Source organism: Microbacterium sp. LWO13-1.2 (assembly GCF_038397725.1).
Lineage (GTDB): Bacteria > Actinomycetota > Actinomycetes > Actinomycetales > Microbacteriaceae > Microbacterium.
The window spans coordinates 322,874-341,082 of record NZ_CP151634.1 but is presented as its reverse complement, the minus strand read 5'-3'; the positions used below and the strand labels follow the sequence as shown (position 1 = coordinate 341,082).

The 18,209-nt window shown below is 65.6% G+C and carries 17 protein-coding genes; 11 read left to right on the top strand and 6 right to left on the bottom strand.

The window, feature by feature from the left end:
- The 5 genes from MRBLWO13_RS01635 (at position 1) to MRBLWO13_RS01615 (ending at position 5,257) form a co-directional block, all read left to right on the top strand.
- Entirely contained in the window at positions 1 to 1,302 is a 1,302-nt protein-coding gene (locus tag MRBLWO13_RS01635) for a protocatechuate 4,5-dioxygenase subunit alpha/beta (protein ID WP_341976025.1), read from the top strand.
- Positions 1,303 to 1,324: 22 nt separating this feature from the next.
- Positions 1,325 to 2,281, top strand: coding sequence for a Gfo/Idh/MocA family oxidoreductase (locus tag MRBLWO13_RS01630; RefSeq protein ID WP_341976024.1), 957 nt, complete (start codon positions 1,325 to 1,327; stop codon positions 2,279 to 2,281).
- Positions 2,278 to 3,252, top strand: a complete 975-nt coding sequence (locus tag MRBLWO13_RS01625) for an aldo/keto reductase (protein WP_341976023.1) — start codon at positions 2,278 to 2,280, stop codon at positions 3,250 to 3,252. The genes MRBLWO13_RS01630 and MRBLWO13_RS01625 overlap by 4 nt, the downstream gene beginning before the upstream one ends.
- Positions 3,249 to 3,956 (top strand): substrate-binding domain-containing protein, encoded by a 708-nt coding sequence (locus tag MRBLWO13_RS01620; protein ID WP_341976022.1) that lies wholly within the window; start codon positions 3,249 to 3,251, stop codon positions 3,954 to 3,956. Before MRBLWO13_RS01625 ends, MRBLWO13_RS01620 begins: the two co-directional genes overlap by 4 nt.
- 281 nt (positions 3,957 to 4,237) lie before the next feature.
- On the top strand, positions 4,238 to 5,257 hold the full coding sequence (locus tag MRBLWO13_RS01615) for a TerC family protein (protein ID WP_341976021.1): 1,020 nt from the start codon (positions 4,238 to 4,240) through the stop codon (positions 5,255 to 5,257).
- 224 nt (positions 5,258 to 5,481) lie between these two features.
- Here the strand turns inward: MRBLWO13_RS01615 and MRBLWO13_RS01610 are convergent, their stop codons facing one another.
- The 4 genes from MRBLWO13_RS01610 to MRBLWO13_RS01595 are packed head-to-tail and all read right to left on the bottom strand — an operon-like array spanning position 5,482 to position 10,343.
- Positions 5,482 to 7,164, bottom strand: coding sequence for a helix-turn-helix domain-containing protein (locus MRBLWO13_RS01610; protein WP_341976020.1), 1,683 nt, complete (start codon positions 7,162 to 7,164; stop codon positions 5,482 to 5,484).
- Between the two features lie 47 nt (positions 7,165 to 7,211).
- A complete protein-coding gene (gene menC / locus MRBLWO13_RS01605) occupies positions 7,212 to 8,336 on the bottom strand; it encodes an o-succinylbenzoate synthase (RefSeq protein WP_341976019.1) in 1,125 nt (374 codons plus the stop codon).
- 37 nt (positions 8,337 to 8,373) lie between these two features.
- The gene (locus tag MRBLWO13_RS01600; protein ID WP_341976018.1) at positions 8,374 to 9,201 is read right to left on the bottom strand and encodes a GNAT family N-acetyltransferase; all 828 of its coding nucleotides are present in this window, start codon (positions 9,199 to 9,201) and stop codon (positions 8,374 to 8,376) included.
- Complete coding sequence (locus MRBLWO13_RS01595; protein ID WP_341976017.1) at positions 9,198 to 10,343, bottom strand: M20/M25/M40 family metallo-hydrolase; 1,146 nt, start codon at positions 10,341 to 10,343, stop codon at positions 9,198 to 9,200. Before MRBLWO13_RS01595 ends, MRBLWO13_RS01600 begins: the two co-directional genes overlap by 4 nt.
- A 294-nt stretch (positions 10,344 to 10,637) precedes the next feature.
- On the opposite strand from MRBLWO13_RS01595, the gene MRBLWO13_RS01590 reads away from it, so the two are divergent.
- From MRBLWO13_RS01590 to MRBLWO13_RS01565, 6 genes are all read left to right on the top strand, one after another.
- Positions 10,638 to 11,567: an ABC transporter substrate-binding protein gene (locus MRBLWO13_RS01590; RefSeq protein WP_341976016.1), complete on the top strand. Its 930-nt coding sequence runs from the start codon at positions 10,638 to 10,640 to the stop codon at positions 11,565 to 11,567.
- A complete protein-coding gene (locus tag MRBLWO13_RS01585) occupies positions 11,564 to 12,544 on the top strand; it encodes an amino acid ABC transporter permease (protein ID WP_341976015.1) in 981 nt (326 codons plus the stop codon). The genes MRBLWO13_RS01590 and MRBLWO13_RS01585 overlap by 4 nt, the downstream gene beginning before the upstream one ends.
- A complete protein-coding gene (locus MRBLWO13_RS01580; protein ID WP_341976014.1) occupies positions 12,541 to 13,335 on the top strand; it encodes an amino acid ABC transporter ATP-binding protein in 795 nt (264 codons plus the stop codon). Before MRBLWO13_RS01585 ends, MRBLWO13_RS01580 begins: the two co-directional genes overlap by 4 nt.
- Before the next feature lie 239 nt (positions 13,336 to 13,574).
- On the top strand, positions 13,575 to 13,946 hold the full coding sequence (trxA, locus tag MRBLWO13_RS01575) for a thioredoxin (RefSeq protein WP_341976013.1): 372 nt from the start codon (positions 13,575 to 13,577) through the stop codon (positions 13,944 to 13,946).
- Positions 13,943 to 15,634, top strand: a complete 1,692-nt coding sequence (locus MRBLWO13_RS01570) for an FAD-dependent oxidoreductase (protein ID WP_341976012.1) — start codon at positions 13,943 to 13,945, stop codon at positions 15,632 to 15,634. The genes trxA and MRBLWO13_RS01570 overlap by 4 nt, the downstream gene beginning before the upstream one ends.
- A gap of 260 nt (positions 15,635 to 15,894) precedes the next feature.
- The gene (locus MRBLWO13_RS01565) at positions 15,895 to 16,161 is read left to right on the top strand and encodes a metal-sensitive transcriptional regulator (RefSeq protein WP_341976011.1); all 267 of its coding nucleotides are present in this window, start codon (positions 15,895 to 15,897) and stop codon (positions 16,159 to 16,161) included.
- A gap of 241 nt (positions 16,162 to 16,402) precedes the next feature.
- Here the strand turns inward: MRBLWO13_RS01565 and MRBLWO13_RS01560 are convergent, their stop codons facing one another.
- Positions 16,403 to 17,491, bottom strand: a complete 1,089-nt coding sequence (locus tag MRBLWO13_RS01560) for an LLM class flavin-dependent oxidoreductase (RefSeq protein WP_341976010.1) — start codon at positions 17,489 to 17,491, stop codon at positions 16,403 to 16,405.
- Positions 17,492 to 17,554: 63 nt separating this feature from the next.
- Positions 17,555 to 18,187, bottom strand: coding sequence for an isochorismatase family protein (locus MRBLWO13_RS01555; protein WP_341976009.1), 633 nt, complete (start codon positions 18,185 to 18,187; stop codon positions 17,555 to 17,557).
- Positions 18,188 to 18,209 lie beyond the last annotated feature (22 nt).

Below are 18,209 nucleotides of genomic sequence, written 5' to 3'. Positions count from 1 at the left end.
ATGGCACTCGACAAGCCTTACAAGGACGTTCCCGGCACGACAATCTACGACGCCGAACAGGCGCGCAAGGGCTACCACCTCAACCAGTTCTCGATGTCGCTGATGAAGCCCGAGAACCGCGAGCGCTATCTCGCGGACCGCGAGGCCTATCTCGACGAGTGGCCGCTCAACCCCCGCCAGCGACAGGCCGTGCTCGACTTCGATCTGAACACCTGCATCGAAGAGGGGGGCAACATCTACTTCCTCAGCAAGATCGGCGCGACCCACGGGCTGAGCTTCCAACAGATGGCCGGCTCGATGACCGGGATGAGCGAGGCCGCGTACCGCGACATGATGGTCGGCGGAGGGCGCCGCCCCGAGGGGAACCGCCTCAAGGACCTCGACGGCTGGGCACCGCCCGCGCAGGGCGAGAAAGCCGACACGATGCGACCGAACCCCCCGGCGAGGTACACCTCCGCCCTGTTCACGTCCCATGTGCCCGCGATCGGCGCAGCGATGGATCTGGGCAAGACCGAGGAACCGTACTGGAAGAAAGTGTTCGACGGCTACGAATGGACGCGCAGCTGGGCGAAGGAGAACAAGCCGGATGTGGTCATCCTCGTCTACAACGACCACGCCACCGCGTTCGACGCCTCGATCATCCCGACGTTCGTGCTCGGCACCGGTGCGCACTACCCGATCGCCGACGAGGGCTACGGCCCGCGGCCGGTCCCCGACGTCAAGGGGTACCCCGAGCTCGCCGCTCACATCGCCCAGTCCGTGATCCAGGACGACTTCGACCTCACCCTCGTCAACGAGATGGTCGTCGACCACGGCCTCACCGTGCCCCTGTCGCTCGTCTACGGCGATGTCGAGGAGTGGCCCGTGCGTGTCATCCCGCTGGCCGTGAACGTGGTGCAGTACCCGGTGCCGTCCGGCCGCCGCTGCTACGAGCTCGGACGTGCCCTCCGGCGCGCCCTCGACAAATGGGACGGCGAGCAACTCAACGTCCAGATCTGGGGCACCGGTGGCATGAGCCACCAGCTGCAAGGTCCGCGAGCCGGTCTGATCAACGAGGAATGGGACAACGCCTTCCTCGACCATCTCATCGAGGACCCGCTGGGGCTGACCGAGTGGGATCACATGGAGTACGTCGACGAGGCCGGGTCCGAGGGCATCGAACTCGTCGACTGGCTCATCGCCCGCGGCGCCATGGACGACCAGTTCGGCGGCGGAACGCCCGAGACGAACCACCGGTTCTACCACGTGCCGGCGTCGAACACCGCCGTCGGGCATCTCGTCCTGACCAACCCGTCCGCCTGACGTGATCCCCGAGGAGAGAACGATGACGAACGACAAAGTCCGAGTAGCAGTGGTCGGCGCCGCCGGCGCCTTCGGAATGAAGCACCTGGACGCACTGGCCAACATCCCGGATGCCCAGGTGACGGTGGTCAGCGGAACCCGGTCGGGGCCGACGCGCGAGGTCGCCGGGAAGTACGGCGTCCCGGCCGTCGTCGTCGGCCTCGACGCCGTCCTCGAGCGCGAGGACGTCGATGCCGTGATTCTCGCGACGCCGACCGGTCTGCACGCGGCGCAGGCGCAGGCGGTGCTCGCCGCGGGCAAGCACGTGCAGGTCGAGATCCCGCTGGCGGATTCGCTGGCGGATGCCGAAGTCACGCTCGCGGCCGCCGAGGCATCGAACCGCGTGGCCATGGTCGGCCACACCCGGCGGTTCAACCCATCGCATCAACTCGTGCACGAGCGCATCGCGGCAGGCGAGTTCACCGTGCAGCAGATGGACGTCCAGACGTACTTCTTCCGGCGGAGCAACACGAACGCGAAAGGCGAGCCGCGTTCCTGGACCGACCATCTGCTCTGGCATCACGCCGCGCACACCGTCGACCTGTTCGCGTATCAAGCAGGCAGGATCGTGCAGGCGAACGCCATTCAAGGACCGATCCATCCCGAACTCGGCATCGCCATGGACATGTCGATCCAGCTGAAGAGCGAAAGCGGAGCCATCTGCACGCTCTCGCTCTCCTTCAACAACGAAGGTCCGTTCGGCACGTTCTTCCGCTACATCGGCGACACCGCAACATACATCGCGCGCTACGACGACCTGTTCACCGGCAAGGAGGAGCAGATCGATGTCTCGCACGTTGCCGTCAGCATGAACGGCATCGAGCTGCAGGACCGCGAGTTCATCGCCGCGATCCGCGAGGGTCGCGAGCCCAACTCATCGCTCCGCCAGGTCATCGACTGCTATCGCGTGCTCGGTCTGCTGGAGGAGCAACTCTCGTGAAGCTGCCGCGCGTCGGACTCGGCTGCATGTCGCTGAGTCACGCGTACGGCCTACCGCCCTCTGACGAGGTGGCCCTGAAGATGCTGCGCACGGCTCTCGACGATGGTGCGCAGATGCTCGACACTGCCATGCTCTATGGCGGAGGCCGGAACGAGGAGCTGGTCGGCCGTGCGATCCGTGGACGCCGCGACGAGATCGTTCTCGCCAGCAAAGGCGGCATGGCCATGGTCGATGGCTTCAAGAAGATCGACGGCCGTCCGGACTCGCTGCGCGCACAGGTCGACGCTTCGCTGGCGCGCCTCGGAACGGACCACATCGACCTCTATTACCTCCACCGCTGGGACAAGACGATACCCATCGGCGACAGCGTCGGCGCGCTCTCGGAGGCAGTGGATGCCGGCAAGATCGGGGCGATCGGGCTGTCCGAGGTCTCGGTGGTGCGTCTGCGAGAAGCGCAGGCGGTTGCACCGATCGCCGCCGTGCAGAACGAGTACTCGCTGTGGAGCCGCAACCCGGAGCTCGGCATGTTGCAGGCCACGGCGATCCTCGGCGTCACGCTCGTGGCTTTCGCGCCACTCGCTCGGGGGTTCCTCAGCGATTCGATCGGAGACCCGACGTACTTCGCCGCGAAAGACATCCGTCGGGCGATGCCGAGATTCCAGTCGGAGCACTGGAGCACCAACGCCGCGTTGCTGCCGGCCTGGCGCAGGCTGGCGGTGGAGGCAGGATGCACCCCGGCTCAACTCGCCCTGAGCTGGCTGCTCTCCCGAGGCTCACACGTCTTGCCCATCCCCGGGACCACGAGTTCCGCCCACGTACGCGAGAATCTGGCCGCGGCGGATCTCGCCGTCGATGCCGGGCTGCTGCGGCGAGCGGGCGAGCTGGTCGACGCGGCATCGGTCTCCGGTCCGCGGTACAACCCGGTCCAGAGCGCCGAGGTCGATGCGGAGTCGTTCGAGAGCCTCCGATGAGAGCCATATCCTCGATGGCGACCAGGGTGCTTCTCGCCGAGCTGTCCGCGGCTTCGGCCGCGATCGGTCTTCCCCTGGTCGAGATCGAGTCAGTGGGTGGTGTGGATGCGGCGCGCCGGGTGGCGCTGGGAGAGCGGGTGGACCTGGTCATTCTGGCATCCGATGCTCTGCAGGATCTGGCCCAGCATGGGCACGTCGTGCCGTCCTCCGTGACGCCGCTCGCGTCGTCTCACACCGCGATCGCGATTCGCTCGAGGGGGAGCTTCGACGCGACTCCTCCCTCAACGCCCGCCTTCGATGATGCGGTGGGCGTCCGAGCCGCATTGCGCGACGCCGGCAGCGTTGGCTATTCCACAGGTCCGAGCGGCGCTGCGCTGCTGCGTCAGATCGAGAACTGGAACATGGCCGCTGAGATGCGCGATCGTCTTGTCCAGGCACGGTCGGGGACACCGGTTGCCCGCCTCGTCGCTGACGGCGAGGTCGACATCGGCTTCCAGCAGCTCAGCGAGATGATCGGGCAGGACGGTATCCGGATTCTCGGAGTGCTGCCGCCGGACTGCGCAATCGAAACCGTCTTCGCCGGCGGCGTGGCGACGGCGACGGCCGATCCCGCGGCAGCCCTCTCGGTGCTGTCCTTCTTCTGCTCAGCCGCTGCCGCACCGATCAAGAGGATGCACGGCTTCAATGACGCATCTGCGAGCTGATCGCAGAGCACCGAAGCCGGTACGGCGATATCGATGAAGCGCGGGCCGTCCCTACGTCCGTATGAGCGGGACGACAGTCGTCGCAAATGGCAGGCGGTTCGGATTCGGCGAGTTCTCAGGGATGCTCGGACTGGGTCGCTTAGCCTTGAACCTCAAGGGGAGTACTCCGACACGGTCGGCTCGTCACTACGGATGCAGGGCGCATTCCGGGCCACCGGTCTCCGGTCAGGAGATGGAGAAGACCTTGGACGTGGACGTTCGCGCCAGGTTTGGAGCCTCTTTTGCACATCAGCCCGCTCGTATGGGGCGTCACGATCGCGGTTACGATCGCCTTCTTCGTCTACGAATTCTTCGCGCACGTCCGCAAACCCCACGAACCGACGATCGGTGAATCGGCGCGTTGGTCCGCGTTCTATATCGGTCTCGCCCTGATCTTCGGCGTCGCCGTCGGCATGGTGTCGGGATGGACCTATGGGGGCGAGTACTTCGCCGGCTACCTGACCGAGAAGGCCCTGTCGATCGACAACCTCTTCGTCTTCCTCATCGTCATGACCGGATTCGCGGTCCCGAAGATCTACCAGCAGAAGGTGCTGATGATCGGCATCATCATCGCCCTGATCCTGCGTGGCATCTTCATCGCCGTCGGCGCCGCACTGATCGAGAACTTCTCCTGGGTGTTCTACCTCTTCGGCGCACTGCTCTTGTTTCTCGCGTACCGGCAGGCGTTCGCGCACAGCGACTCCAACCCCGCCGACGGCAGGATCATGAGATTCGTCCGCCGCCATCTTCCCGTCAGCGACACCTACGATCGTGACCGACTGACGGGCGTGAAGGACGGTCGGCGTTTCGTGACGCCCATGCTCCTGGTGATCATCACCATCGGGTTCGTCGATCTGATCTTCGCGGTCGATTCGATACCCGCGATCTACGGGCTGACCGAACAGGCCTACATCGTGTTCACCGCCAACGCGTTCGCACTCATGGGCCTGCGCCAGCTGTACTTCCTCATCGGCGGGCTGCTCGAGCGACTCGTCTACCTCGCACAGGGACTGGCCGTGATCCTCGCCTTCATCGGCGTCAAGCTCGTCCTGCACGCCATGCACGTGAACGAACTGCCCTTCATCAACAAAGGCGACGCCATCAAGTGGGCCCCCGAGATCCCCATCTGGTTCTCCCTCCTCTTCATCGCACTGACCATCGTCGTCGCCACCACAGCCAGCCTGATCAAGACCCGCGGCGACCGCCCACCCCACCTCGAAACCACACTCCCAGCAAACGACACCGAGAAGAACCTCACGTAACACGTCCCTCGCCCGGACTCCCCACTCCATCCCGCAATTCTGTCCTGTCGAATGCCCCTGGACAGGTGAAGGGGTAGCCAGTCCGAGGAGAAGTCCTCGCGACTCTCCTGCCTCGGCCGAGGCTCATGGAGGTCACGAAAACTGGGTGCTGCCACCCGGGCCGGATGCTCCAGATCGGTGACCGGCCCGCCGCGACTGCGCAACCGGATGGCCAGTCGGTTGCTCTAGCCCTGGTTTCCGGTGAGGTTGTGAACGTGTTCCGAGGGCGCCTGTCCGCCGGCGAGCGCGATGATCTGCATCTGAAGCATCGCTGAGAACCGCTCCCGAGGATCGTCGAGGTCGATCCCGCCGACCTCGGTGACGCGTCGTAGACGGTACCGGAAGGTGTTCCCGTGCACGAACGTCGCAGCGGCCGCCTGGGCGATGTCGCCGAACGCATCGAGCCAGGCGCGGAGGGTGTCGACGAGCGAGCTTTGATGCTCGCGGTCGTACGCGGCCAGCCGGGCGATCGGACCTGAAGGGAGTTCGGTCGCATCTGCGGGCAGTTCGAGCAGGAGCGCCTCGGCGTACACGTCGTCGAAGCGAGCAACTCGGCGATCAAGTGTCGACGACTCGAGCACCTTCAACGCTCGGTCCGCCTGGGAGCGTGAGCGCGGTAGATCACCAAGCCCCGAGGTGACGCGTCCGATGCCGATGAGAGCCTGAAGCGGTGAGTGGACGCGATCGAGGAAGTCCTCGGCGAGCCGGACAGCAATCGAGCCGGAGTCGGCCGCCGCAACCGGCACGATCCCGTACGTCACGTCCTCGATGAGGCCGGACGCCGCCCTCGGGTGCGCGAACGACAAATGGGTGGCGAACGCATCGGCGAGCTTGCGGCGTTCGGTCGCGATATCGGCATAGGTGAGGTGACCGCTCCCGGGAACGCTGAGTGTCAACGCGAGAACGACCGACGACTCGTCGCGCAGTCCCAGCCTGCGGGCTGCCTCCTCGCTCCCAGACGCACCGCGGAGCACGGATGCCACGATCTCGGCGCTCCTCCGACGTTCGACATCAGCGTCGGTGCGCTGCCAAACGAGATGCATGGCTGCGAGGCGGGAGGATTCGAGCAGGATCTGCTCCTGCTCGACGCTCAGACGTTCGGAAGCGACCCAGATCGTACCGAGGATCTCATCACCCGCGCGGACGGCGATGGCCACTCGGCCTCCCTCCTCCGGAGGTGCGCCGGCCTCCTCGGGCAGCGGAGCCACGGTCACGGATCCGCTGGCGCGATAGATGGCCTGGAACACGCCGGCCTCTTCGAGATAGCGGGTGTACTGGGCGGGCACCTGACGGCCCAGGATCGTCTGGACACGCGAGGCGTCCGCGCCTTCTCGCACACTGGAGAACGCCAGAAGTCTCGAATGGCGATCCTCGATGGTCACGGAAGCCTTGAGGAGCGCCGCGACCGAATTCGCGACCGCGAACAGATCGCCTGCGATGATTCCACCGAAAGTCTCTCCGCGCGAGCCGTCGACGTCCCGCGGCGTCATCAGTGTTCTCAGCATCGCGGCGAGATGCCCCCACGACGCTCCCGGCGAGAGCGAGAGCACGTCGACTCCTGCCTTCTCCGCCTGGGTGCGGACCGCGGGGGTCGCCTCGAACGGGCCGCGCACGACGAGACCGGTGGAACCGTGCGCGGCCAGGCCGTCGATGATCGTCTGCATGGCGGCGCCGGTGCGAAGACCGATCCCGAGAACCAGCGCGTTCTCTCGAGCTTCGAGCTCGTCCTCCGGGTCTTGGATGAGGATGGACTCGACCCGACGGGTGAGATCGAGCGGGCCGCAGACGGCCTGAAGATGAGCCGGGCCGAACTCGGCCAGGATGCGACCGATCGTCGTCCCCGGACGGAGCGAAGGTTCCTCTGTCATCACTCCTCCTTGGAGTATGGGCGGCGCCAGCAGGCTAGCAGGACTCGTCAGCCGGACATGGAATTCCACTCGCGGTGCACAGTGAAGCGCTCCAGAACCTCAGGAAGCGGTGTCACGCCGAGTCCTGGTCCCTTCGGTACCGAGATCCTTCCATTCTCCAGCCGGAACGGCTCGGTGAGGTCCGTTGCGAAGTAGCGCTCCGAAGCGGATGTGTCGCCGGGCAGGGTGAACCCGGGAAGCGCGGCGAGGGCCACGTTCGCAGCACGACCGATCCCGGTTTCCAACATGCCCCCGCACCAGACCGGCACATCGTGGGCGGCACACAGATCGTGTATCCGTCGCGCCTCGAGATAGCCGCCCACACGGCCGGGTTTGATGTTCACGATGCTGCAGGCGCCGAGCTCGATGGCGGCGGCAGCCGCCCGGGAGGATGTTATCGATTCGTCGAGACAGATGGGCGTCGAGATGACGCGGGCGAGGGCTGCGTGTCCCAGCAGATCGTCGGAGGGCAGTGGCTGCTCGAACAGCGTCAGATCGAACGCGTCGAGCCGCGCGAGCAGACGGAAGTCACTGCGGCGGTACGCCGCGTTCGCGTCGACTTGCAGATCGATGTCGCCGAACCGTTCCCGCACCGCACGCACGGGCTCGACGTCCCATCCAGGTTCGATCTTCAGCTTGATGCGCAGGTATCCCGCCTCAAGCGAAGCAGCCACGGTGTCCAACAGTTGATCGATGGTATCGGTGATTCCGAGCGAGACTCCGCACGGCACGGAGTCGCGCACCGCGCCGAGCGCTGCAGCGAACGAGACGCCCTGCGCGCGCAGTTGAGCATCCAGGACCGCAGTCTCCAACGACGATTTCGCCAGACGATGCCCCTTGAACCCGGCGAGCACCGGCGCGATCCGGTGCGCGTCGAAGTCGTCTCCGAGCTGTCTCTGAGCGGTCCGGATCTCGGGGATGAAGAAATCTTCGAGCACGTCGGCCGCACCGCCCGTGTATTCGGAGGAGTACAGCGGAGACTCGCTCGCTCCGCACTCGCCCCAGCCCTCGGCATCCTCAGTGACGGCACGCACGACCAGCACCTGCCGGACGGTTTCGGTGCCGAATGAGGTGCGGAAGGGCGTCACGAGTGGCATCTCGACGATGCGGGTCTCGATCCCGGTGAGTTTCATGCGATCTCCTGCTCTGTGGGTTCTGAAGGGGTCAAGATCAGCGACCGGGTGGCGAAGCTGCATCTGTATGAGATCCTGCGGCTTCGACCAGATAGTGTCCCTCGCGGTCGAATCCCACAACCCGGGCTCCGGCCTTCATGCGTCCACCCAGCTCGCGGCGCAATTCGAGGCGCCATCGGGCGGCGCGCGCGGGGTCCTCGAGACGCATCGACTCGATGTCGGCGGGCACGCGGATGCGAACCGGCTCCGCATGCGAAAGCCGGCCATGCGGCGCAACATCCCGGGAAGGGAGAGGCCTGTCCAACTGCCAGCGAACGAGCAGGCGGTCACTCGCGTCATCGCGATTGACGTCGTCGTCCATCGCCCCGTAGAGATCGGAGAAGTACTGGACGGGCTCTGCACCGAGCTTCGACAGGTTGAAGTGGGCGTTGCGTCGGATCGCCGGGTCGAACGTCCACGTCATCGTCGTCATTCGCTGTTCAAGCGCCCACGCGCGCTGGTGCAGCTTGAGTGCCAGCCCGATACTGCGACCCTGGGCGCTTCGCGGGACCCCGGCGATGTGACTGTGGAAGTTGTGGGTGCCGGGCGGCGAGCAGAAGCCGAAACACGCCCCGAGCAGTTCATCACCGTCATAGGCGCCGAACACGGGACTGCCCGAGATCGCCAGAGCTCGCAAGAGATCAGCCGTCACCGGCGTGCCGGTTGGGCCGGTGCGCCAGACGAGCTCGTAGAGCCGTTGCACAGCGGCGAGCGACCCCATGTCTTCCAGTTCGCGGATCACGACCCCCGAACGGCTCGCCGCCTGAGTCGCGTCATCGCGTGGGCCGATGCCGGCTCCGGCGACGCCGTCATGGACGGACGTCACCAGCTCGTCTCCTTCTCGTACCGCAGTTCATCGAGCAAGGCCGCAAGCAAGAGGGTGCGGGGAACCAGTTCCGCGACGATGACGTGCTCGTCCTCCGCGTGCGCTCCTCCGCCGACAGCGCCCAGGCCGTCGAGAGTCGGGGTGCCGACACCCGCGGTGAAGTTGCCGTCGGATGCGCCGCCGACGGCGATGCCGGCCAACGTTCCGGTCGTCGTGTCGGCGGCTATCCGGTTGATCCGCTCGAACAACGCCGCGGAGCTCGATCGGGTCAGCGGCGGATGCGCAGGCCCACCGACGATCTCGATGATGGCGCCGTCGAGTCGAGGGGTCAAAGCCGACAGTTCACGGTGCACTCGCCGCTGCTCTGCGAGCGATGATGTCCGGACATCGACCGTGAAGGAGGCAGCGGCCGGAACAGTGTTCGAGGTGCTGCCTGCCTCGGTGCGGGTCGGGGTCACTGTGGTTCCCAGCTCGGGCGAGTTCAGCTCCGCGACGGCGAGCACCTGGTGGGCGAGTTCGACGGTCGCGTTGACGCCGCGCTCCGGCTCGAGGCCGGCGTGCGCCGCGCGCCCGAGAACGTTCACCACGTAGTGCGAAACACCCTTTCGCTCGGTCTTCAGTGCCCCTCCCGGTCCGGATGCCTCCAGGATCAGCGCGGCGGAGTGTCTACGCGCTTCCGCCTCTATGAGCGGACGGGAAGTGGTCGACCCCGGCTCCTCGTCACCGGTGATGAGAAGGGTGATCCCTTCCGTTGACGCCAGTGCGGCGAGCGCGTGCAACGCCATGACGATACCCGCCTTCATATCGAAGCATCCGGGCCCGGTGAGGCGGCCGTCCCGGACCTGCGCGGGATTGCTCAGGAGTGACCCGATCGGCCACACGGTGTCGTGATGTCCGAGCACCAGGACGCGCGATGAATCGCCGAAGCGCCAGCGGAGGTGAGTGACACCGTCGATCAGGATGCGCTCCGCGCGCCTGCCCAGGTACCTCGCGCCGACCTCGTCGACGAGGTCGGCGCTGCGGGCGATCGCGGCATGGTCCTCAGAAGGTGACTCGCATCTCACCAGCTTCAGGATGTCGGCGACCATGGTGTCGGCATCGAGGAGCTGTTCGCGGAGTGCGGCTGGCGGTCGTGCAGGCATCAGTGCTCCTCGGATCGACGGTGTTGTCCATACCAGTGTGAAGATCTGAACTCTCGATGAGGATGTCCGATCACATGAATGAAAGCGCGTTCATTGGGAATATTCGACGAGTCACCTCGGTAGTGAAATCCTCCCAACCGACGGGCCTCGGTTGTGAAAAACGTACGAAGTACGGCAAGGGCGCCTCGCCTACGCTCTGAAAATCAGGGCGACCGGGCGCGTCGAGAACGTCGACCTGCGTGACTCGCCTGAGCCCAGGCCCTTTGGATCCCATCGACGAAGAAGGAAGAATCCATGCCCAAGAAACTCACCCGCTCGTTGATCGGCGCTCTCGCGATCATGAGTCTCGCGCTCACCGGGTGTACGAACGGCGCTGATGGCGACGAAACCGGAAAGCCGAATGTTCCGCAGGGCGATGAGGTCACGACCACCGCGGACCCGTCGCTGACCAAGTTGCTGCCGGCAGACATCAAAGAGAAGGGTTACATCGGGATCGCCATCGACATCCCCTATCCGCCATTCGCTTCCTACGATGAGAACGGACGGGAGGTCGGCTTCGACCCCGAACTCGGCCGACTCATCGCGCAGAAGCTCGGCATCGATGTCGTCATCTCGAAGCAGCCCTTCGACTCCGTGATCCCCTCGCTGCAGGCGAAGAAGCACGACATCATCATGAGCGGTATGAATGACACACCCGAGCGGGAGAAGACGATCACCTACGTCGACTACACGCTCGGCGGGTTCGCGATCCTCGTGCGGGCCGGCAACCCGACGAACATCAAGACTCTGACCGATCTGTGCGGGAAAACCGTGTCGGTGCAGAAGGCCACAGTCCAAGGGGAACTGCTGCGCGCCACAGAATGCCCGGGAGACCCGATCGAGGTCATGGAGTTGCCGACCGATCCGGACGCACTCACAGCGCTGCGTGCAGGTAAGAGCGACGCGTACTCGTCCGATGCACTCGTGGCCGAGTACGTGGCCGTCACCACCGACGACGGCGAGGCGTACGAAGTGGTGCGCGATCCGCAGAACCCCGCCGGCTTCAACCCGGTGTACAGCGGCATCGGTGTTCTGAAGGAGAACACGCAACTGGTCGAAGTGATCCAGAAGACACTGCAGGCGCTCATCGACGAGGGCAGCTACCAGGAGGTCCTCGAGCGCAATCACATGAGTTCCTATGCCGTGGAGTCGGCTGAGACGAACCAAGGCGGAGCGGGCCTGTGACAGTCATCGCACCCCCGCAGGGCTCACAGCGTCTCAGCAATGCGGACGATGTCGACGCAGTGCCGCGCCGCCATCCGTGGCGCTGGTCGGGTGCGGTCGCTCTGCTGGTCATCCTTGCCCTCTTCCTCTATTCCGTCGTGACCAATCCGAACCTCGACCTCGTCACCATCGGAAGATTCGTCGCCGACAAGCGGATCCTGGTGGGCGTCGGCCTGACCGTGTTGATCACGCTCATCGCCATGGTCGTGTCGACTCTTCTCGCCGTGCTCCTGGCGGCGATGCGATTGTCGAAGAATCCCGTCCTCTCGGGAGCGGCGTGGTTCTACGTCTGGATATTCCGTGGCACACCGCAGATCGTGCAGATCGTGCTCTGGGGCTATCTCGGCCTGCTGTACCAGAAGCTCACGCTGGGCATTCCGCTGACGGAGATCGTGTTCTGGCAGGTGGACACGAACGACCTCATCAACGCGTTCGTGGCGGGAACGCTCGCACTCACCCTGAACCAGGCGGCCTACTCGTCGGAGATCGTGCGAGCGGGCATGATCTCCGTCGACGACGGGCAGCGGGAAGCTGCGTACTCGCTCGGCATGTCGCCCGTGTACACATTCCGCCGCGTGCTGCTGCCTCAGGCCATGCGCATGATCATCCCGCCGATGGGCAACGAGACCATCTCCATGATGAAGAGCACCTCACTGCTGATGGTGATCGCCGTGCCCGAGGTGTACACGGCAGCGACCGCGATCTCCGCGCAGAACCTCAAACAGGTCGAGATGCTGGTCGTCGCGAGCATCTGGTACCTCTTCATGACGACAGTGCTGTCCATTCCGCAGTACTACCTGGAGCGGCGATACGGACGCGGCTCAAGTCATGCCCTGCCGCCGACGCCGCTCCAGCGGCTTCGGTCCGTGCTCGACCGCAGCAAGCCGGGCGCGGAGCCGGCACCCCCGACGCAGACGACAAAGGTGATTGCCGAATGAACACGATCGAGAATCTGACGTCGCCGACTACTGCTGCCCTCGTGCAGATCCGCCGAGTGCGTAAGAGCTTCGGCACGCATCAGGTGCTTCGCGATGTGTCGCTCGAAGTGCATGCGGGAACCGTGACCGTGCTTCTGGGGCCGTCCGGGTCCGGCAAGTCGACCCTTCTGCGATGCGTGAACCACCTCGAGACCATCGACGGAGGACGTATCGTCGTGAACGGGGAGCTGATCGGATACCGGCAGACGGGCAACAAGATACATGAGATGACGCCGACCCAGACGGCCAGCCAACGGCGAGGGATCGGCATGGTGTTTCAGAGATTCAATCTGTTCCCGCACATGACCGCGCTCGAGAACATCGTCGAAGCACCGGTCGGAGTGGTCGGACGCTCGCGGGCTGCGGCGCGGGAGCGCGCCATGACGCTGCTCGCCCGCGTCGGCCTCGCCGACTTCGCGCATCATTACCCGGCACAACTCTCCGGCGGACAGCAGCAGCGGATCGCGATCGCGAGGGCGCTCGCCATGGATCCGAGGGTCATGCTGTTCGATGAGCCGACCTCGGCGCTGGATCCTGAACTCGTCGGCGACGTGCTCGACGTGATGAAGGAACTCGCGCGCGACGGAATGACGATGATCGTGGTCACGCACGAGATCGGTTTCGCGCGAAGCGTTGCCGATCAGGTCGTCTTCATGGACGGAGGCGTGGTGGTCGAAGCCGGCCCGCCGTCTCAGTTGATCGACGACCCGCAACGCCAGCGCACGCGCGCGTTCCTCGAAAGCGTGATGTAGAAAAACCCGACACGCCCGCCAGGATACGACAGACATCCGATCCGGAGATCTTGTGATGTCGTTGCGTCGTCCACATGTACCCATGCGAACGGATCCACGGTGAGATTTCGATCGGTATGAGAGAAGGAGTGTGAGGCCTCCTGTGGTTGATCGCGAGATGTTCGACGAGCCGACCAATCACCTCGACATCGATGTCTCCTTTGAACTACCCCATACCCCTAGGGGTATATGCTCGATTCATGGCTACTCGAGAGATCACGGCGGCGAACTTCGATCAGACTCTGGACGACGGTGGCATCGTGCTGCTCGACTTCTGGGCGGAGTGGTGCGGTCCGTGTCGAATGTTCGGACCGATCTTCGAGGCCGCGTCCGAGAAGTATCCGGACATGGTGTTCGGCAAGGTCGACACCGAGGCGGAGCGCGAGCTCGCCTCCGGATTTCAGATCACATCCATTCCCACATTGATGGCGTTCCGCGACGGAATCCTCGTATTCTCGCAGCCGGGCGCGCTGCCGAGCGCCGGCCTGCAACAGGTCGTCGACGCGGTCCGGAGCCTCGACATGGACGACGTGCGAGCGCAGATCGCCGCGCACTCTGACGGGCCGGCATGAGGATCGTCATCGTCGGCGGGGTCGCCGGCGGCATGAGCTGCGCGGCGCGAGCCCGGCGCCTCGACGAGACCGCGGAGATTCTGGTACTCGAGCGCGGCGCTCATGTGTCGTTCGCGAACTGTGGGCTTCCCTACTTCGTGGGGGGCGAGATCGAAGACGCGGCCTCCCTGCTGGTCCAGACACCCGAGCTGCTGCGCGCGTCGTTGAACCTCGACGTCCGCACGGGGCACGATGTCGTGGGTGTCGATGCCGGCGCGCAGTTCGTGGTTGTCCGCACCGCGGCGGGCGAGGAGCGCATCGGGTATGACGCTCTGGTCTTGGCGCCGGGTGCGCGAGCGGCGCGCCCGGACATTCCCGGGCTGGACTCGCCGCGGGTGCGGACGTTACGCAGCGTGGAGGATGCTGTGCACCTGCGCGCTCATGTCGAAGCCGGCGTTCGGCGCGCCGTCGTCCTCGGGGCCGGGTTCATCGGCGTCGAAGCAGCAGAAGCTTTGGCGTTACAGGGCGTCGAGACCACTCTTGTCGAGTTCGCGGACCATGTGCTTCCTCCGGTCGACGCCGAGTACGGCTGGATGATCGCTGACGAGTTGCGCAGACTGGGTGTGGATGTGCGAACAGGTGTCTCCGCCGAGGCCGTCGTCGCAGGGGACGACGCTGACGTCATCACCCTGTCTGACGGCGCGGAAGTGATCGCCGACCTCATCGTGCTCTCTGTCGGAGTGCGACCTGATACGGCCGTCTTCGAGGCGGCGGGGGTGGCCTGTGAGCGCGGGGCGATGATCGTCGACGAGCACGGGCGCACGTCGCTGCCGAAGGTGTGGGCCGTGGGAGACGCGGTGCTGAGCCAGGATCCCGTGACAGGGATCCGCCGGCCGGTGTTGCTGGCCGGACCCGCCAATCGTGCCGGACGCCTGGTAGCCGATGCCATCATCCGCCCTGACCGGGCGCGGCCGATCCCGCAGCCTCTCGGTACGGCCGTCGTGCGGGTCGGGGAGTTGACTGTTGCTGTCACCGGCGCGAACCGCGAGGCGCTCTCTCGGTCGGGAATCGATTTCCGCACGATCAGCCTGCACCCGAATCAGCATGCCGGGTACTTTCCCGGTGCCGCTCCGATCCATCTGAATGTGCACTTCAGGGAGGGAGACGGACGAATCCTCGGCGCGCAGGCGTGTGGCCGCGACGGCGTCGACAAGCGGATCGATATCCTCGCGACGGCCATACGCGCAGGGATGGCGGTCGCCGATCTGATCGATCTGGATCTCGCCTACGCGCCGCCCTACGGTCAAGCCAAGGATCCGGTGAACCTCGCTGGAATGCTCGGCGCCAACGTCCTCGATGGCACGTTGCGGCTCTGGGCCGCTCAGGACCTCGCACGAGTACGCGAGACCTCTCTGATACTCGACGTGAGAAGCGACGCGGAAGTGGCGGAGGGCATGATCCCCGACGCGCTTCACATTCCCCACACCCAACTGCGCGGGCGCGTGGGGGAGGTACGTCTGGCCGCAGCCGGACGACCGGTGCGAGTGATGTGCGCGTCCGGTGTGCGGTCGGCGATCGCGCACCGGATCCTCGATCAATCCGGGTTCGATTCCGCATCGCTCTCCGGCGGGATGACGACGCTCCGCGCCGTGCTCGCGGACCGCGCGGATCAGGTGCTGATCGCCCCAGCATCGCCCCACGATGTCTGATCGCGCGCGGGTCCGATGCCGGGCGACGACGGCGGAACGGCTCGTCCACGCCGCCGCCGCGGTCTTCGTCGCGGCTTTGGGGGCGTCGATGGCCCCGTCATCTCCGGTGGTGGCGGTCGTCGCCGGACTGATCGCAGCGTGCGTGGCCGCGATGGCAGCGACCGGCCAGTGCGCCACCTCGTGGATTCGCGCAAGCACGCGGACGTCTTCCGGCCGCAGGGTGCCCACGGATCAGGTACCAGAGAGAGAAAGGGATGCTGATGGACACCGCAGATCATGATGCGCAGCGGCGCGTCGTCAACCGACTCCGCCGCGCGCGGGGGCAGCTGGATGCGGTGATCGCCGCAGTGGAGGCCGAGTCATCCTGCCGAGACATCGTGACGCAGCTCGCCGCGGTGACGCACGCACTCAACAGAGCCGGCTTCATCATCGTCGCCTCTGCCCTGGAAGAGTGCATCGGTCGCTCCGACGACACCGAGGGGCCGACCGTGGAAGAGCTCGAGAAGGTCTTTCTCAGCCTCGCGTGAACCGCCGCACCAAGAGAAAGGAGCTCTCCCATGTGCAGAGCAGTCGCATGCAACACCTGCGGCAAGACGACCTGGGCCGGATGCGGCCAGCACGTCGCAGATGTCATGGACCGCGTGCCTACGGCTCAGCGCTGCACCGGACACGAGAAGGCACCCGCAAGAGCCTTCTTCTCGCGTCTGTTCGGCGGGCGATCGATGGTCGCGCCGGCGATCGAATCGGCGCGGCCATCGCACACGGCGCTCAGGCGCGCCGTGTGTCGGCTGCGCCGTAATGGTCGGCGATCAACTCGAGCGTCGTGGACCGGGTTCCCACAGCATGACTGCCTGTGACCAGCATCAACTCGTCCGCATCCGTGGCCGAGTGAAGCTCCTCCAGCTGAGCGGCGACTTCTGCGGCTGTTCCGTGGAAGGTGCGGTCCGTCCACTCGTCGATGAACTGCCGTTGCGCAGACGATGACGGGTAGTCCCGCACGGCATCGGGAGAGGGCAATGCGTAGGTCTCGCGCTGGAACATGCGCATCATCGCCATCGCGGTGGTCGTCGACTCTCGATGAGCCTTCGCCGGGTCCATCTCCGCAACCGCGCCGACGCTGACGATGGCGTACGGTGCGCTCAGCGCGTCGGACGGCTGGAAGCGTTGGCGGTAGATGCGGAGGGCGTTGACGACATCGGGGCTGCCGAACTGCAACGCGAAAGCGTACGGCCGCCCGAGCGCTGCGGCGAGTTGCGCCGAGTACAACGAGGAGCCGAGAATCCACAGCTCGGGGGGGGGGGGGGGGGGGGGGGGGGGCACCGGTGCACCAGTGGTGTTCTGCTGCTCCTGCCACGGGCCCGGGACTGCATGCACGCCGGCAGGCGCATCGGAGGAATCGTCATTCAGGAGCGCGATCAACTCCTGAACCTGCTGGGGAAACTCGTCGTTCGCGGACGCATGGCGTCGTAGGGCCGCGGCCGTGGTGTGGTCGGTCCCGGGGGCTCGCCCCACGCCGAGGTCGATGCGCCCCGGTGCCAGAGCCTCCAGCATGCCGAACTGCTCGGCGATCACCAGGGGTGCGTGATTGGGCAACATGACGCCGCCGGCGCCCAGGCGGATGCGGTGGGTCTCGCTGATGAGGCGCGCGGCCATGAGCTGCGGTGAAGCGATCGACGCTCCAGGCATGGCGTGGTGCTCGGACATCCAGAAGCGTTCGTACCCGTGTGCATCCGCGGTTCGTGCCGCCGTGATGACCTCATCGAGAACGCGGCTGGACGAGGACCCCTCGCCGGTCAGGCCTCCGTCGAGGACGGACAGGACAAGTGGGGCGTGTCCGAATGGTGACGGACGAAGCATGAGGAACCTCCATGAGAGAGGCCGGGCGCCACATGCCTGTGGCGTCCGGCCGAATGGGCTGAATCAGGCGTGTGCAGCGGCGCCCGTGGCGGCCGACTCGGGCAGGTTGCCCTTGACGAGCGGTGTCCCCGCCGCAAGGGCGCCGACCCAGGTGGCGGTCGGAGCGACGCACGCCCAGTTGGAGTTCAGCAGGGCAAGGAGCGTGGTGTGCACTGTCTCTGCATCGACCGAGCCCGCGTCGTTGGTGATGTCGATGGCACCGGTCGCGTCTGCGAGCACCTCGGCGGTGAAGCCGCGCGCCTCGGCGTCTGCGGCGGTCGCGAGGATGCAGTTGTTCGTCATGTAGCCAGCAAGTGTGATCGTGTCGATGTCGTTCTCGCGGAGCCACTCCTGCATTCCGGTCTCCGGGAAGATCGAGCTGTAACTCTTGACCACCTGCTTCCACATGGTCGAGTCGCGCTTCTCCAGAGACGCGTGGAGCCGGAACTCCGGCGTCGTCGGGTTGAACACGGGTGCGTCGTCACCGGCCGTGTGCTGCACCATGACCACGGGGATGCCAGCCCGCTCGGCCGCATCGATGGCATCGGCGATGCGGCCGATCGACTCATCGCGCGGCGGGAACTGGATGGGCAGCAAGCCGGTGAAGTACTCCTGCTGGGGGTCGATGACGATCAGGGCGCGGCGGGGGGATGACATGTGTCCTCCTGAAAGGTGAAAG

Excerpts from the sequence above, each read along its gene's own strand:
- MRBLWO13_RS01635 (WP_341976025.1), top strand. The coding sequence starts at position 1 with ATGGCACTCGACAAGCCTTACAAGGACGTTCCCGGCACGACAATCTAC.
- MRBLWO13_RS01630 (WP_341976024.1), top strand. The coding sequence starts at position 1,325 with ATGACGAACGACAAAGTCCGAGTAGCAGTGGTCGGCGCCGCCGGCGCC.
- MRBLWO13_RS01620 (WP_341976022.1), top strand. The coding sequence starts at position 3,249 with ATGAGAGCCATATCCTCGATGGCGACCAGGGTGCTTCTCGCCGAGCTG.
- MRBLWO13_RS01610 (WP_341976020.1), bottom strand. The coding sequence starts at position 7,164 with ATGACAGAGGAACCTTCGCTCCGTCCGGGGACGACGATCGGTCGCATC.
- menC (WP_341976019.1), bottom strand. The coding sequence starts at position 8,336 with ATGAAACTCACCGGGATCGAGACCCGCATCGTCGAGATGCCACTCGTG.
- MRBLWO13_RS01595 (WP_341976017.1), bottom strand. The coding sequence starts at position 10,343 with ATGCCTGCACGACCGCCAGCCGCACTCCGCGAACAGCTCCTCGATGCC.
- MRBLWO13_RS01590 (WP_341976016.1), top strand. The coding sequence starts at position 10,638 with ATGCCCAAGAAACTCACCCGCTCGTTGATCGGCGCTCTCGCGATCATG.
- MRBLWO13_RS01580 (WP_341976014.1), top strand. The coding sequence starts at position 12,541 with ATGAACACGATCGAGAATCTGACGTCGCCGACTACTGCTGCCCTCGTG.
- trxA (WP_341976013.1), top strand. The coding sequence starts at position 13,575 with ATGGCTACTCGAGAGATCACGGCGGCGAACTTCGATCAGACTCTGGAC.
- MRBLWO13_RS01570 (WP_341976012.1), top strand. The coding sequence starts at position 13,943 with ATGAGGATCGTCATCGTCGGCGGGGTCGCCGGCGGCATGAGCTGCGCG.
- MRBLWO13_RS01565 (WP_341976011.1), top strand. The coding sequence starts at position 15,895 with ATGGACACCGCAGATCATGATGCGCAGCGGCGCGTCGTCAACCGACTC.
- MRBLWO13_RS01560 (WP_341976010.1), bottom strand. The coding sequence starts at position 17,491 with ATGCTTCGTCCGTCACCATTCGGACACGCCCCACTTGTCCTGTCCGTC.
- MRBLWO13_RS01555 (WP_341976009.1), bottom strand. The coding sequence starts at position 18,187 with ATGTCATCCCCCCGCCGCGCCCTGATCGTCATCGACCCCCAGCAGGAG.